This window comes from Olsenella uli, from assembly GCF_901212655.1.
Classification (GTDB): domain Bacteria; phylum Actinomycetota; class Coriobacteriia; order Coriobacteriales; family Atopobiaceae; genus Parolsenella; species Parolsenella uli_A.
Genome location: NZ_CAAKON010000023.1, coordinates 77,621 through 91,502, shown reverse-complemented (window position 1 = coordinate 91,502; position 13,882 = coordinate 77,621). Strand labels below are relative to the sequence as shown.

General features: G+C 68.5%; 15 protein-coding genes and 1 tRNA gene. 2 read left to right on the top strand and 14 right to left on the bottom strand.

The genetic code is table 11. The features are described 5' to 3' along the window. The first annotated feature begins 275 nt into the window (after window positions 1–275). Window positions 276–1,025 carry an IS110 family transposase gene (locus EFAMC2_RS05260; RefSeq protein ID WP_187325163.1) on the top strand — a complete coding sequence of 250 codons (750 nt, stop codon included), beginning with the start codon at window positions 276–278 and terminating at the stop codon, window positions 1,023–1,025. Then, window positions 959–1,912 (top strand): transposase, encoded by a 954-nt coding sequence (locus EFAMC2_RS10535; protein ID WP_154027802.1) that lies wholly within the window; start codon window positions 959–961, stop codon window positions 1,910–1,912. Before EFAMC2_RS05260 ends, EFAMC2_RS10535 begins: the two co-directional genes overlap by 67 nt. A gap of 7 nt (window positions 1,913–1,919) precedes the next feature. Here the strand turns inward: EFAMC2_RS10535 and EFAMC2_RS05250 are convergent, their stop codons facing one another. From EFAMC2_RS05250 to EFAMC2_RS05185, 14 genes are all read right to left on the bottom strand, one after another. After that, window positions 1,920–3,014: a glycerol dehydrogenase gene (locus EFAMC2_RS05250; RefSeq protein WP_154027801.1), complete on the bottom strand. Its 1,095-nt coding sequence runs from the start codon at window positions 3,012–3,014 to the stop codon at window positions 1,920–1,922. Between the two features lie 1,283 nt (window positions 3,015–4,297). After that, window positions 4,298–4,373 (bottom strand) — tRNA-Phe (locus tag EFAMC2_RS05245). A 288-nt stretch (window positions 4,374–4,661) separates the two neighbouring features. Beyond that, window positions 4,662–4,871, bottom strand: a complete 210-nt coding sequence (locus EFAMC2_RS05240) for a hypothetical protein (RefSeq protein WP_154027800.1) — start codon at window positions 4,869–4,871, stop codon at window positions 4,662–4,664. Window positions 4,872–5,150: 279 nt separating this feature from the next. Further along, window positions 5,151–5,576, bottom strand: a complete 426-nt coding sequence (locus EFAMC2_RS05235; protein WP_154027798.1) for a hypothetical protein — start codon at window positions 5,574–5,576, stop codon at window positions 5,151–5,153. Continuing rightward, window positions 5,573–6,049: a hypothetical protein gene (locus tag EFAMC2_RS05230; protein WP_154027797.1), complete on the bottom strand. Its 477-nt coding sequence runs from the start codon at window positions 6,047–6,049 to the stop codon at window positions 5,573–5,575. Before EFAMC2_RS05230 ends, EFAMC2_RS05235 begins: the two co-directional genes overlap by 4 nt. Then, the gene (locus EFAMC2_RS05225) at window positions 6,046–8,076 is read right to left on the bottom strand and encodes a hypothetical protein (RefSeq protein WP_154027796.1); all 2,031 of its coding nucleotides are present in this window, start codon (window positions 8,074–8,076) and stop codon (window positions 6,046–6,048) included. Before EFAMC2_RS05225 ends, EFAMC2_RS05230 begins: the two co-directional genes overlap by 4 nt. Window positions 8,077–8,080: 4 nt before the next feature. Beyond that, the gene (locus EFAMC2_RS05220; RefSeq protein WP_154027795.1) at window positions 8,081–8,578 is read right to left on the bottom strand and encodes a TadE/TadG family type IV pilus assembly protein; all 498 of its coding nucleotides are present in this window, start codon (window positions 8,576–8,578) and stop codon (window positions 8,081–8,083) included. Beyond that, window positions 8,550–8,741, bottom strand: a complete 192-nt coding sequence (locus tag EFAMC2_RS05215; protein WP_154027794.1) for a hypothetical protein — start codon at window positions 8,739–8,741, stop codon at window positions 8,550–8,552. Before EFAMC2_RS05215 ends, EFAMC2_RS05220 begins: the two co-directional genes overlap by 29 nt. Continuing rightward, window positions 8,728–9,282, bottom strand: a complete 555-nt coding sequence (locus EFAMC2_RS05210; RefSeq protein ID WP_154027793.1) for a hypothetical protein — start codon at window positions 9,280–9,282, stop codon at window positions 8,728–8,730. Before EFAMC2_RS05210 ends, EFAMC2_RS05215 begins: the two co-directional genes overlap by 14 nt. Next, window positions 9,263–9,421: a Flp family type IVb pilin gene (locus EFAMC2_RS05205; RefSeq protein ID WP_410054798.1), complete on the bottom strand. Its 159-nt coding sequence runs from the start codon at window positions 9,419–9,421 to the stop codon at window positions 9,263–9,265. The genes EFAMC2_RS05210 and EFAMC2_RS05205 overlap by 20 nt, the downstream gene beginning before the upstream one ends. 200 nt (window positions 9,422–9,621) lie before the next feature. Further along, the gene (locus tag EFAMC2_RS05200; RefSeq protein WP_154027791.1) at window positions 9,622–10,293 is read right to left on the bottom strand and encodes a type II secretion system F family protein; all 672 of its coding nucleotides are present in this window, start codon (window positions 10,291–10,293) and stop codon (window positions 9,622–9,624) included. Continuing rightward, window positions 10,293–11,228 (bottom strand): type II secretion system F family protein, encoded by a 936-nt coding sequence (locus tag EFAMC2_RS05195; RefSeq protein WP_154027790.1) that lies wholly within the window; start codon window positions 11,226–11,228, stop codon window positions 10,293–10,295. The genes EFAMC2_RS05200 and EFAMC2_RS05195 overlap by 1 nt, the downstream gene beginning before the upstream one ends. Further along, window positions 11,207–12,529 carry a CpaF family protein gene (locus EFAMC2_RS05190; protein WP_154027788.1) on the bottom strand — a complete coding sequence of 441 codons (1,323 nt, stop codon included), beginning with the start codon at window positions 12,527–12,529 and terminating at the stop codon, window positions 11,207–11,209. The genes EFAMC2_RS05195 and EFAMC2_RS05190 overlap by 22 nt, the downstream gene beginning before the upstream one ends. Then, the gene (locus tag EFAMC2_RS05185; protein WP_154027786.1) at window positions 12,530–13,882 is read right to left on the bottom strand and encodes a hypothetical protein; all 1,353 of its coding nucleotides are present in this window, start codon (window positions 13,880–13,882) and stop codon (window positions 12,530–12,532) included.

Below are 13,882 nucleotides of genomic sequence, written 5' to 3'. Positions count from 1 at the left end.
AGCCCCCCCCCGCATAACCCATTACAGTTCGCATTGCCCCAAACCGGGTCCCCGGTACTATTCCGTTGACCCTGAGGGGTTGTCGGCCAGCCGCCGCCGGATGGCCCTTCGCCCCTGCCTCTTCCTAAGGCCCGGGGAGGGCATTGCCACCGGTGGCGGAGGGCCCGCGGCGGACGGCAGATGGAGACGTGCCGGGCGGGGTTCGCCACGACCCCGTGATGTGGGCGCCGGGATCGCGGGACGGCCTGGCCGGCCGACCGCGGGGAGGATGCCACATGGACGGGAAAGGTCGCGTCCACCTCGGGACAGATGTCGGCAAGGCGTCGCGCCGGGCCCACGCTGCGAGGGCCTCGGGAGAGGTCCTGTCCGACGTCGCCGTCGAGAACAGGGCGGGCGACATCGACCGGGTCCCGGCCAGGGCCGACGCGGGCGCGCTCGTCGTCGTGGGCCAGAGGCGCAACATCGGCGCGCTGGCCGCGGCGAGGGCGCGGGCCGCCGGCATGGAGGTGGCCTACTTCCCGGGCCTCGCGATGAAGGGGGCCGGGGACATGTCCCCCGACGTCGCCAAGACCGACGGGATAGACGCGCAGGTCATAGCACTCACCGCGGCGGAGATGCCGTGGGCGCTCAGGCCCGTCGCGGAGGAGTACGAGGCGACGGCGTCGCTCAGGATGCTGGCCTCACAGCGCGAGTTCGCGCTCAGGCAGCGGACCCAGGCGAAGAACCGCCTGCGCGCCGTGCTGCTCGGGCTCGGCCCGGCCTTCGAGGCCGCGGTGGACCTGTCGCGCGCGTGGCAGCTCGCCGCGCTGGCCGAGCTGGATAGCCCCTTCGGGATGGCCTGCTCCGGGAAAAGGCGCTTCCGCACGCCCGCTCCGCGGCACCCCAGAGGGCGGAGCTGGACGCCAAGCGCCCGCTGGGCAGGATACTCGCGGCCCAGGTCGTCAGGTGCTCGGAGGACATGGCTCTCGCCGAGGCCACGGCCGCCGGGGCGCTGGCCGGCGTCGAGGCGTACCGGTGTCTGCTGACCGTGCCCGGCATCGGCCCCAAGACCGCGGCAGCGCTCATGACCTGCGTGGACATATCGCTGTTCCGCAGCCGCGACGAGCTCGCAAGCTGCTGCGGGGCGGCGCCGGCGAGCAGCCAGCCCGGGACGGGCCTGGACTCGACCAGGCCCGGCCGGGGCGGCAGCAAGTCGTTCAAGAACCTCCTGATGTTCTCCCGCAACAGCCTCGTGGGCACCGGGAACCGCTTCGGGCGCTACTACGAGGACTGCCGCGCCCGCGGCATGAGGCACGACAAGGCGCTCAAGGCCGTGGCCAGGAAGAGGATCAAGGTCATCTACTCGATAATGGGGGACCCGAGGGCCGTACGAGGGGCGGCCCTCGGCATAGGGGCTTGGACAAGGGCCGAGAAGATCGCCCGCCCCTGCGGGAGGGCGAAGCATGCCGATCCCACGCAGCCGCCCAGGCGAGTTCCTCTTGACAAGAACTATGGAGACACCTCCAGCGCTCAAATCAAAGCGTTTCTGGAACCCCAGAAGGTCTGCCATGGCAAATGCGCGCCCCGGCAGCGCGCGTGGTCAATGCACTTCGCGCGATCCTTTCCACGTCCTCCGCTGCATTTTGCGCCAGGCACCGCTCCACAAGCCGATTCGTCCTCGTCGCACGGAGCATCACGCCGCAAGCCAATTCGTCCTCGAAAACCATTCCGCACCAAACCAACAACAAGAGAAGCGGACAAGCAAGACTCCAAGCCGCCCGTTCGGGACAAACATACATGCATCCCCTGGTTCGAGGCGCACCTAGACTCGCAGTCTAGGGCTACGGCAATTGCGCGAACAAAGAAAGGCGGATGCCGAAAGCTCCGACATCCGCCTCATTTCATGACCGCGAGTGTAGGCTTCTCGCGTTGACACCGCGTTAGTCGAGGTAGTAGTGACCCAAGGCGTCAGCACCAAGGATGGCGTCGGCCACCATCTCGGGGGTGACGGCGAAGGGCATGTTGCCCATCGTGTCACCCGGCGCGCACGCGGCCTCGGCCACCTTCATGACCTTCTCACGCGTGACCTCCTCCACGCCAAGCTCGCCCAGCGTCACCGGCAGACCAATCTCGATGCAGAAGCCGAGAACTTCCTCGAGCTTCTCGGTAGTGGCATTGGAGAGCACGAGCTGCGCGAGGGTACCAAAGGCGACCTTCTCGCCATGGTAGTAGGCGTGGCACTCAGGCAGGAGCGTGAGGCCATTGTGGATGGCGTGGGCGGCGGCGAGGCCGGAGCTCTCGAAGCCGATGCCAGAGAGCAAGGTGTTTGCCTCGATCACGTGCTCGACGGCGGGGATGAGGGCGCCCGCCTCGAGGGCAACCTTGGCCTTCACGCCATCGGCCATGAGGGTGTCGTAGCAGAGCTTGGCGAGGGCGAGCGCCGCCAGGCCGCCCTTGCCGCCGGCACAGGTGTCGCCATCGGCGTCGTGGGTTGCCTGGGCCTCGAAGTAGGTGGCGAGGGCGTCGCCCATGCCGGAGACCGTGAGGCGCACCGGGCTAGCGGCGATGACGGTGGTGTCCATGAGCACGACGTTGGGGTTGGCCGGAAGGAAGAGGTAACGATCGAACTGGCCGTCGTCGGTGTAGAGCACGGAGAGCGCGCTGCACGGGGCGTCGCTCGAGGCGATGGTGGGGCAGATCACGACGGGCGAGCCTAGGAAGTAGGCCGTGGCCTTAGCGGTGTCGAGCGTCTTGCCGCCGCCAACGCCGACGATGACATCGCAGCCGTTCTCCTTGGCGAGCGCAACGAGGCGGTTGACCTCGTTTTCCGAGCACTCGCCATTGAAGTCTTCGTAGAGGTGCGTGGCGGCACTGCCCTCGAAGCTCCCGTCAATCTTCGCGGCGACCCGGCGATGGCCCGACGGAGAGACGATAACGAGGGCCTTGGCGCCAAGCGGCTCGACGTAACTGGCGAGCTTCGCAAGCTCATCGGGACCCTGGACGTACTTACTGGGACTGTTGAAGATCTTGGACATGCTGGTTCCTCTCCCCCGCACGATGTCGGAAAGCCGGGGCGCAGGCGCCTAGAGCGCGAGCCCGACGGCGCTCAAACCTCGAGGGCTCGCGACGTCGCAAGGCGCCCGGCTCGATGCCACGCAGGGCCCGGAGCTTGAGACGCCGCGGGATGCCTATCCCGTCGCCGTGCAAGCCCCGAAGCGCGGGGCATCGCAGGATGCCAATCCCGGCACCATGCAAGCCCCGAGGCCTGGGGCGTCGTAGGTCGCCCGTCGCGGCGCTGCGCAAGCCCTGAGCGATTCGCGACATTGCAGATTCATCTGAAGTGACAAAACAGTTGTTCAGTGTAGACTCGCCTGCAAAACGTTTCGCGTCATGTTCGGTGAGCGGTATGGGGAGGCGAGGCCCATTCGGCGAGCGGCATGGGGAGGCGAGGTCCATTCGGCGAGCGGCATGGGGAGGCGAGGCGCTATGAGGCTCTGGCAACGAATCGCCGAGGTTGCGGAGGGGCGCCGCGGACGCCCCCGTTGTCCAGGAATCAGGGCGATTGCGGAGGAGGGGCGTCGTGGGTGCCCCCGCCAGGATTACCTTCGCCGGCCCCTGATCCTCCCGACTGCGGGGCAAGGAGCCGCAGGCGCCCCCGTTGTCCAGGAATCGGGGTGATTGCGGAGGAAGGGCGTCGCAGGCACCCTCTATGTCCGGGAATCGGGGCGCTTGCGAGAATGCGGCGCTATGAAACGGTAGACGGAGATAAGCCTCCCAGAAGCGCAAGTCTCCCTCGGTCGCTGCGCATGAAGAAGACCGAGGTAGAAAGCCTGCGGTCAAAGAAAACCTGGCACCACCTTCTCGCCTGGCTTTCCGCTCCTGCTTCCGAACCCGCCACTGAACAAATTCCAGCCACCCCGAGAACGCAATCACCCGTGTTCGTGGACAAAACCGGGGGTCGCTTTGCCCCGGGAACGCAATCGCCCGCATTCGTGGACAAAACCGGATCCGTCCTGCCCCGTGATTGCAACCGCCTGCGTTCGCGGACAGAACCGGATCCGCGCTGCTCCGGGAACGCAATCGCCTGCGTTCGCGGACGGAGTCGTGCCCTGAATCGCCCCGGGACTGCAACCGCCGCATTTGTGGACGGAGCCGGGCCATGCGTCACCCGGTGCTTTGGGCTGTTGTGGGAATGAGACCCCGAACTCATGTGATGTTGCGGGGATGCGGCTCCGAGCTCATACGATGCTGAGGCCGTGCGATCCCACACTCATACAAAAAAAGTCGGAGGCATACGGCCTCCGACCTGTAAATTCGCTGGTGGCTGGGAAGGGAATCGAACCCCTGACACGGGGATTTTCAGTCCCCTGCTCTACCAACTGAGCTACCCAGCCGTTAGTTGCTTCAAGCGAGCTCGTTAACTATAACAAACGTCGTCGACGAAGCAAGCGAGATTTTTAAAAACTTTTTCTGAGGGCGCCAGAGCCACCGAGATCGAGCCAGAGACTGCCACAAACAGCCGAGCAAATCAGCCATGAATGCCCCGTTGGAACTGGCGCTCTTACTTGGTGGCATCACCACCCACGCCGCCCGCATCGCTCGCACTCCCACTCGACGACCACACTGTCCGCGACGCCCGGGGCTCATCCATTTCTCACGGCTTTCCCGCCCCTATCCACCTCTTAGGCCGCCTCCCCAACGAGCAGCTGGTCGAGAATCTCGGAGAGGGCGACCTCGGGATCAGGGGAGTAGCTCACCGCCAGCTCCTCCCAGTCATCCACCTGACCCCGTTCGTCGCACTCGAACGCCATGCACTCCGGCTGGTTGCCCTCGGGAGCCAGGGAGAGCCACGAGACGTAATAGCAGGTGTCCTCAATGAGCAGGTACCACATGTGATGGCGAATGGGCGCCCCTGTCAGCAGATGGGTCTCCCTTCCTTCCCAAAGTCATACAGACACCCGTAACAGACATTCATATCGGCAAAGAGCTTGGCACCGCACCTCGGGCAGGTCCGCAGGCCATCGCCGCCCGCCCTTTGACCCGGATATGTCCGCGGGCCAGCGCCGTCTGCACCAGGCCCCAAACAGGTCCGCGGGCCAGCGCCGCTCGCCCCTTGGCCCTTACGGGCTTGAGGAACAGCCTCGCCCTCGCCGCGGCCGCGCGACGTCACCTCAGTGCTCATCTCGCTCCTCCCGCCTGCTGCGAACGCAACGAGGCCCGTCCATCTCCACGAGGGAGCCAACCCGAGGCCAAGGGCCTGACTCACTCGGCCGCTCCAGGGCAAACTCCGCCCCGACGGCCCTCACGAGCCTTCCGGGCGGCACGCGCCTGAGCGACCTCAGCACCCGCCCATCGGCGGCGACAAGCGCAACGTCGATGCGGTAGCGCATGCCAAACGTGTGGACCGAGTCGCACGGCACGAGCGCAACGGGAGCCGCCCGTCCGTCACCGCGATGGGTGCCGAGCAGCCCAAAGAGCCGCTCGGCCCATCCGCGAAGCACCCGGAATCGCATGGTGACGCGCCTGCGCCTGTCATACGTCAGGAAGCTGACGAAGGCCCATTCGGCACGCTCTCCCCGCTTTGTCAGCAGACTCATGTGACCACTCCCGCCCTATAGCGATCGACAACGAACGCGCGCTCATGGCGCAACAGCGCCGGTAGCCGATACCCAACACCGGCAACCTCCACCGAGGCCGGCCAGGGCCTGTAGGAGAGCTCGCACACGTAGCGGACGGTCCCCGCCGAGAGGTCGAACGTGAGGCCGCCGCCCTCGCCCGACACCAGCTCGACGCGCACCCCCACCTCGCACTGCGCCCCTCCCATGGCATCCTCGAGCGCATCCCTCACCGTCTCCACGCCGCCAAGCCCCCCGGGCTTCCCCGCAGGCGATACGCCCTGAACCAGCACCGCATCCACGGAGACCCTGTCGAACCGAGCACAGAGCTCGACGAATTTGGCGATGTTGAGTGCGATGAGCGACACCACGACGATGACTGGCACAAGAACCGCGATCTCAACCGCCATCTGGCCAGAGCGCTCGCGCGCCGCCTCGCCAAGCAGGCCCCTCATGAGCCCATCGCCCCCAGCAACGCCCCGGCATCAAGGGTGAGGGGAATCCTCACGCCGGTCCCCGGCACCTCGAGCTCGGCAATCGTGAAGACGCCGCCACCAAGCTCGTTGACGACCTGCCGGCCCAAGGCACGGGCAAGCGCCGCGGGGTCATCCGTGTCTGGCAACCGCGCCACGAGCTCACGAGCGCTCGACACCTCGCCGTAACCAGCGGCGTCGAGCACATTCTGGGTGTTGGTGAGCACGGGCTTGCGCAACCTGAGGTCGGCGGGCTCGAGGCCCACGGCGCGCACCGTCTCCGCGATGCGGTCCCTCAGCCACGCTGCCACTGATCCTCCCGGGACACCCTCCACGGAGGACACGAGGTCGTCGGCGGCAGATGAGAGACCGTCGACAGCGGCGCCGTAGCCCACGAGCAGCTTGCCCCAGAGCTCGCCTACCGTTCCCAACACACCGGCAGACCCGGAGCCGATGTCATCGGCCACCGCCTCAAACAGGCGCGTGAGCATGTCGTTTCCCTCCGCGTTGGCATCTGGCGCCAGGGTTGCGGCAGAGGCCGCAGCCCCCGCTGGCAGCTCGGAGGAATCTATGAGGGAGCCGGCAAGATCGCCCGGGCTTGAGACGCCCGAACCCCTTCCCACAACCGCCACGCACCCGAGCGCACCCGCGGGCTTGAGTCGAGGCCTTGGCACGGCAAGCTGCTCGAGGGCCCGGTCGAAAAGGTCGGAAGCCTGCTCGGAGGTCTCCCTCAGGGCGCGTCTTGCCTCGACGAGCTCGTCGGCTGCCTGCTGGTAGCGCCTCGAGGCCTCGACAACGCGACGCCAGTGGTGCTCGAATCCGTTGTCGATGCTCGTGGATGCCGCCGCCACCTTTCCCAGGTCTGCCGCACCCATCGAGCAAACGGTGCACTCGAGTGCCCCGCCGGCATCCAGCTCGGCCAGAGACGCCTTGCCCGCCGACGCCCCCGTGGCCCCGGGACAGGACAGGCTCGAATGCAGAGTCCTGCCCGCATCCTCCTGGCTGCACGGCCAGCGAACGTCCGTGTAGAGCCTGGTCCCCCGCATCTCCGAGGTGTTCTTGGGCAGCTCTGGGAGCGAGATGCTCACGCTGCCGTCCGCATGTTCCTCGTAGTGGCCAGCACGGACCTCCCCCAGCGCGTATTGATAGAAGGTCGCTCGGCACAGAGAGTCGGTCACGGCGTCGATGCCCTGCCCGGACGGTGCCTCCGTGGAAACGCGCCGCGCGTAATAAGCCCGCGCCCTCAGCAGCGCCACACCAAACGTCCAGTCGTCGGGCGTTGCGTAATGGGGGTTCAGACCAGCCTCGAGCCCGGCAAGGACGCTCGCCCGCTCGCGCATGCTTCTCGGCTCCCCGCCACAGTCCGCCAGCCAGCCCTCGAGCTTGGCGGCGTCCACCTTGTCCTCGGCCTCTTTCACGCGGTCGGATTCTCCTTGGAGCTCGTCGGAGACCTCCACCAGCCCGTCCGCGCTCACGTCCGAGTCTAGGGCGGAGAAATCCGTCTCGGACACGCTGGGAAACGGTATGGCACAACCGTGGTAGGAGACGGACTCCGTGTTGTTTGCCTGGGCCTGGGCGGCCGAGCGGGCCACGATGGCCATGGGCAGGGTTGCCTCGACCGCCTGGAGCCCCTCTGCGGCGGAGGTTGCGAATGTTTGCCGGGCGTCGAGGATCTTGGTTCCGGCATCGATGGTTGAGGCGCCAACCGCAGAGAGGCCCGGTACCGCCGAGGCCACGAGCCCCGCGCCCATCGCGACCATGCCCGCAAGCCCAAGCGTGAGCACACAGGCGTCCAGAACAGTCGCCACCGTCACGTACGAGGACACGACGTTGGAGCCCGCAAGGGCCGTCGCGTCCGACACGGCCTGAACGTCTGCCGAGCGGTTCTGCGTCCAGGCAACGGAGGCAAGCGAAAGCGTGAGCGCCACGCAGACGAGCAGGGATAGGGCGACGGATATCGAGGTGTAGCCGCCCTCATCGTCGACGAACGTGCCAACCCCGAGCTCCACGCCCCTACTCCCACGCCAAGATCCAGTCACCATAGCCTCCTTCCAGCCATTCCGGCCTCGCCCGCTCGCTCACGCCAACCCGCAAGACCACCTCGTCGCCGTCCGCCTCGCCCAGCAGCCGGGCGAGGATCCCCACAAGTGGCAGCGGACGCAACCTGCCCTCAATCTCCACGGACACCTCGTCCGAACCCGCGTCGCCCGAGACGGTGACGTCCCAGCCGTCCGAGCCGCCCACGTGGAAGGCGGCCACGTTCGGTACCGCGGCGAGCCTCCTCAGCACGTACGCCTCGCAGGCCTCGTCGTCTGCTGCACCGCCGGGCTCGCGGGTCACAAGCACCCGGGCGCCCTCGGCCGCAGCCTGCTGCATCACCGACCTCGTGTAGAGCACGAAGACGGGCTGCAGGAGCATTGCCAGCAGGAGCATCAGGACCGGCAGGCACGCCGCCGCCTCGACGCTCGCCTGGCCACACGCCTCAGAACAGCACGATGTCACGCATGCCATCGGCCGAGACCACGTGCGAGGCGGCCTTTTCGCCAAGCCGTTGAAACCCGCCCTCGTGGGCGATGCGCCACATCGCCCCGAGCGCAATGACGGCCGCGAGGAAGGCCGCGAGCACGATGGCGTACTCGACTGTCGACTGCCCAAGCTCCTCATCCGGCCCCATACGCGCGATCCCATTCCCCAGCCTCCATGTGCAGCACTTCAACGGAGCTCGACGACTGACCAGACTCCCCAACGAGGCACACCTCGACCCACCCCGGGCCGGAGACCACGCACCCCCAGGCCCCTCCGAGCAGGTCGAGCCACCCGGCGCGGACCAGCACGGCGCCCTCGCGGCCCCGATAGCTCTCGAGCACCTCCCGTGCCGCGTCCTGGATGCCCGAGGAAACCTCTCGGACCTCCCTCGAGACCGGTGCGTCGGCAAACTCATCCGGCAGCGCCCCACCCTCGAGTAGGATGCCGGCGGAGGTGCTCGGCATCTCGTCGGGCGCCTCGCAGCCTGTTGTCCCCGGCACGTCACCCGAGTCGCCGCCAGCCGCCTCCGATGCCGTTGTGGCGACAGATGCGCCCCCTGCGTCCGAGCTTCCCGGCCAGCGGGCGCCCTCGCTCATGCCACGGCATATCAGAGCCGCCAGAAGCGCAGTCGCGAGCGCCAGGCACGCGAGCGCCACCGCCGCCGGGCGCCTACAGCGAGTTGATGCCATCGCTGATAGCCGTCCATAGCTCTTGGACCTTCCCGCGAAACGCGATGACCGCGATGATGGCGATCACCACGAGCACGCCAACGAGGATCGCGTACTCGGTCGTACCCTGGCCGGACTCCTCGTGACCGAGCGAGGACATCGCCCCGCGAAGACGCCGGCGCACACCGCCGCCCGCCCCGCCAGCTCCACGCCCACTCCGCTTTCTCATGAAGACCTCCCTCCGGGCGGGCAGCGCCCGCCAAGCGTTAGCCGTGCCATATACCAACATCGCCAGCCTCCCTCTGGTCGGGCCGTGCCCGCCGCCTCCTCGCGACCGGACGCACCCGCGCCTGAACGCGCCTACATCGAAAGCGCCCCCGAGAGCAAGGGGCCGAGTATCGCCAGCAGCATCGCCGGCACCACGAGCGTCCCCAGGGGGATGAGCATGCGCACGGGCGTCTCCTCCACCCGCTGCTGGGTTGCCGAGCGCTGTTCCTCCCTGAGCGACGCCGCCTGATGCTCAAGGGCGTCCGCGAGCGGCGAGCCAAAGGCCAGCGCCTCGCAGACCGCACCGGAGAATCGGCTGACCGAGGGCGAACAGACCCGGGCCGCCATCGACTCGAGCGCCTCGCCCCGTCCCTCGAGCCCCATCTGCCACGACCGCATGGCGTCTCGGAGCACACGCCCGAGCTCGGTGTCCCTACGGCCGCAGTACAGCTCCAAGGCGGCATCGAACGAGAGCCCCGCCGAAAGCCCAAGACCGAGGATGTCGAGGAACTCGGGCATCTGGCGCTCGCAGCATTCCGCGAGTTCCGTCCGGGCGGCACGCTCCCGTACGGCACGAAGCGCCACCAGAGGCGGCACGCCCGCGGAAAGCTCTGCCCCGTGGGCGGCCAGGCGCATGCCAAGGGCGCGGCACCGCCCCGCGATCCGCCCCGAGGCCCAAAGCGCGCCCGAGACGCGTGCGACCGCGCCCGTCGCCAGACCGACACATGCCGCCGAGGCCACGCCGACGCCAACCAGCCGCCACATCAGAGCACTCCCTTCATGAGCCTCCTGATCACGAGCAGGGCCAAGGCGTCGAGGACCGCCGCCACGACGACGCTCCCCGTCCCCACCGGTGTGGCGAGGCCAGCGCGAAAGTCCGGTGAGAGCAGGGCCAGCACGCAAACGAGCCCCACGGGCAAGGCACTCACAATTCGGGCCGAGAGTCTCACCTGTGCCGTCTTGCCCATGAGCTCCCGCTCGAGCTCAAACCTCCGCTCGGCGAGACGTGCCGAGCGCAGGAAGAGCCCCTGCAAGGGGGCGCCCGTGCGCAGGGACACCACGAGGGCGCACACCATGAGGTCGACGCCAGGCGCACGCGTCCTTTGCGCGAGCTCCCCCAAAGCCTCCTGGGCCGAGACGCCGCACGACACCATGAGCGAGGCGCGTCCGAACTCGCGCGCAAGCTCCCCCGTACCCCGTGTTGCCACATACGAGATGGCCTGGGCGAGCGTTCGGCCGGAGCCGAGCGCCACCGCCAGGGAGCGGAACATGCCCGGCACCTGTCGCGCGATGCCGTCTGCCCTCGCCTTGGCGCGCGAAGCGCCCCAGGCGGGCGCCGCAACCAGCGCGGCCGCACCAAGCACCACGCCGCCCGCGGGACCCGAGGCAAGCAGGCCAAGCCCAACGAGCCCCAGCCACAGCACGACGAGCACGGCCCTGGCCCCCGGCTCGTCCAACCCCCGGAGCGCGCCCGACCGACGGGCGAGCACAACCGAGACGGCCTCCCGCACCCACCCCACGCCACCCGCGCGCTCGAGAGCGCCAGACGAGCCGAAGCTCGACGCCACCCGCAGCAGCCGGCGCCTCGTGAGCTCCACGCGGGCGCTCGCAAGCGCCTCGGAGCCATGGCCGGACCCCAGGGCAATCCATCCCGCGCATGACGCCGCGAGCGCCGCCCCTAGGAGCACGAACGCCTCCATGCGGCCACCTCCCCCGCGTCCAGCATGCCGTCTCTGACCGCCACGCCAAGGAAGGCGGGCTCTCGCTCCAGGTGCCACGAGCGGGTGCCAACCTCGAACGAGACGAGCTCCGTGAGTCCCACCGAACCGTCCTCGGCCCTGCCCACCCCGCTCAGCGAGGTGATGGCGCGGGAGCCGTCGGGCATACGGCGCGACATCACGATGAGGTCCAATGCCGTGGCCACCTGCTCCTCGATGAGCTGCGCGGGCAGGTCCATCCCAAACCGCGCCATGAGCACGAGCCTCGAGATTGCCTCCTTGGCGGTTCCCGCGTGAAGCGTGGTCAGCGACCCGTCATGTCCCGTGTTCATGGCCTGCAGCATGTCGATGCACTCTTCGCCGCGCACTTCGCCCACGACGATGCGGTCTGGGCGCATGCGCAGCGCATTGGTCACCAGCATGCGGATGGTCACCGCGCCCGTGCCCTCGATGGAGGCGTCACGGGCCTCAAGCCGCACGACGTGCTTGCCTTCGTCGAAGCGGAGCTCGGCAGAGTCCTCGATGGTCACGATGCGCTCGCCGGCGGGAATCTCTCGGGAAAGCGCGTTGAGCAGGGTCGTCTTGCCAGACCCCGTGCCGCCCGCCACCGCGATGTCGCACCTGAGCCGCACGGCCCAGCGCAAAAGCTGCGCATACCACGCGGGCACCGAGCCCAGCCCAACGAGACTCTCGAGCGACCTTACGGCACCCGAGAACTTGCGGATGGTGACCATGGGGCCATCGACCGCAACGGGCGGAATCACCGCGTTCACGCGGTAGCCGTTCTTGAGACGGGCGTTCACGATGGGGCTCGCGTCATCGAGCCTCCTTCCCAAGGGGGCGAGGATCCGGTCCATGGCGAGCATGATCTGCGCTGGCGAGTCAAACACGCGACCCGCGCGGCACACGCGGCCGTCGCGCTCGTAGTAGAGCGAGTCGCACCCATTCACCATGACCTCCGTGATGGAGTCGTCGTCCAGAAGCGACTGCAGGGGGCCGAGGCCAACCACCTCGTCCAGCACCTCACGCACAAGCTCCTCGCGCTCCTGCTCCGCCACGTCCTCGAAGCCCTCGGAGTTGACCTGCGCCCGCAGCGCCACGCCAAGCTCCTCGCGGGCGCGTCTGACATCGCCCTCGGAGACGAGGGACGCCACCTCGGTGAGGCCCACGCGCTCCACCAGCCCACGCTTCAGGCGCGACCTCAGCTCCGCCCTCGACGCATGCGGCTCGGCATCGAGCCCGTCGGATATGCCCGCGTCCTCGACGCGCGCGAGCAGGCCCATTTACGTCACCTCCCTCCGCCTTCCCAGAAAGCCACGCTGGCGCCTCTTGCCCTCAAGCGCCTTGAGCGCGCCCTCGTTGTCAGGCAACCTGCCCAGCTCCTTGAGCAGCTGGGCGAGGCCCGTCGCAAGCGACTCCGCAAACCCGTCCCCCGATGCCGCGAGCTCGGGCGCATGGCCAGACGCCAGCAGCTCGGTTGCCTCGCCACCACCGTCGAGCACCCGTATCTCGCGCGCAAACTCAAAGCCCTGCGCAGCCCTCATGAGCCTCGCCTCGTCACGACCGCGGGCATCGCAGCCGTTGACCAGCCTCACGATGCGGGTGCGTGCCACGCCCAGGCGCACGGCGAGGCTGCCGCACCGCGCGAGGGCCGGCATGCCGCCGGGGCGTCCGTCGGATACCACCACAAGGCGGTCCGCCATCTGGGCGGCGGCCGCCACGGCGTCGCCCCAGTTTGTCGTCGTGTCAATAAGCACGAGGTCATGGGCTTGAGTGAGGTGGCATGCGATGCGCTCGGCAAGCGGCTGCACGAGCTCCGCGCGCTCCGGCGAGGCACACGGGCCCCATACCGTCAGGCGCTCCGAGGCCACCACGCCAAGGGAGTCGATAGCCCCCGCCGCGCAGCCGCCCTCGCCCGCAAGGAGCGAGAGGTCTCCAGGGCGGTCGGCGCCACAGACCGCGTGCAGGTTGCCAAAGGCAAGGTCCAGGTCGAGTGCAGCCACTCTGAGGCCCCAGCCGGATGCAAGGTGTCCCCAGAGCGCGCAGACGGACGTCTTGCCAACGCCACCCCTTCCGGACACGAGGCACAGCACCGGCACGCCCTCACGGCGCCGAATGCCCGGGTCTGCCCCGGCACACTTACGCTGGCACACAACGTCCCGCTCACCAAGGCTTGCCGCCACATCCGCCACACCGTTCGCGTCGGTGCAGTCCGTCGCGGCGCTCGCACCCGCGTGCCTACGAGGCCCTTCCGCCGCCGGGGCCAACGACGAAGCACCGAGGCCACCCTTCGCGCCCGCGACGCCGCCCCGTGCGGCAAGTTCCCCAAACTCCACCACCCTCGAGATGCCCGCGCGCTTGGCGCGCGACCTCAGCGACCCCGAGGCATGCCCCACCGCCAGCACCACCTCTGCGGCATTGCCGTCTGCCACCAGCGCCGCCGCAACGTTCACGGCATCCGGTCCGGCTACGCCCTCGGCCACCACAACGCCGCTGCCCACGAGGCCGCCGGCAAGCAGCTCGCGCGCCCGCCAGGGATTGCCCTCCGAGGTCACGCTGTCTCCCATGCCGGCAACGGCCGCGCCGAGCGCAGGGGCGCGAGATGGCTCGGCAACCACCAGCCAGCCACCGGCCAC

Bases quoted from the DNA above. Each gene is read 5' to 3' on its own strand.
- EFAMC2_RS05260 (WP_187325163.1), top strand. From the start codon at position 276: ATGGACGGGAAAGGTCGCGTCCACCTCGGGACAGATGTCGGCAAGGCG.
- EFAMC2_RS05200 (WP_154027791.1), bottom strand. From the start codon at position 10,293: ATGTGGCGGCTGGTTGGCGTCGGCGTGGCCTCGGCGGCATGTGTCGGT.
- EFAMC2_RS05250 (WP_154027801.1), bottom strand. From the start codon at position 3,014: ATGTCCAAGATCTTCAACAGTCCCAGTAAGTACGTCCAGGGTCCCGAT.
- EFAMC2_RS10535 (WP_154027802.1), top strand. From the start codon at position 959: ATGGCTCTCGCCGAGGCCACGGCCGCCGGGGCGCTGGCCGGCGTCGAG.
- EFAMC2_RS05205 (WP_410054798.1), bottom strand. From the start codon at position 9,421: ATGTCCTCGCTCGGTCACGAGGAGTCCGGCCAGGGTACGACCGAGTAC.
- EFAMC2_RS05230 (WP_154027797.1), bottom strand. From the start codon at position 6,049: ATGAGGGGCCTGCTTGGCGAGGCGGCGCGCGAGCGCTCTGGCCAGATG.
- EFAMC2_RS05195 (WP_154027790.1), bottom strand. From the start codon at position 11,228: ATGGAGGCGTTCGTGCTCCTAGGGGCGGCGCTCGCGGCGTCATGCGCG.
- EFAMC2_RS05220 (WP_154027795.1), bottom strand. From the start codon at position 8,578: ATGGCATGCGTGACATCGTGCTGTTCTGAGGCGTGTGGCCAGGCGAGC.
- EFAMC2_RS05235 (WP_154027798.1), bottom strand. From the start codon at position 5,576: ATGAGTCTGCTGACAAAGCGGGGAGAGCGTGCCGAATGGGCCTTCGTC.
- EFAMC2_RS05215 (WP_154027794.1), bottom strand. From the start codon at position 8,741: ATGGGGCCGGATGAGGAGCTTGGGCAGTCGACAGTCGAGTACGCCATC.
- EFAMC2_RS05240 (WP_154027800.1), bottom strand. From the start codon at position 4,871: ATGTGGTACCTGCTCATTGAGGACACCTGCTATTACGTCTCGTGGCTC.
- EFAMC2_RS05210 (WP_154027793.1), bottom strand. From the start codon at position 9,282: ATGGCATCAACTCGCTGTAGGCGCCCGGCGGCGGTGGCGCTCGCGTGC.
- EFAMC2_RS05190 (WP_154027788.1), bottom strand. From the start codon at position 12,529: ATGGGCCTGCTCGCGCGCGTCGAGGACGCGGGCATATCCGACGGGCTC.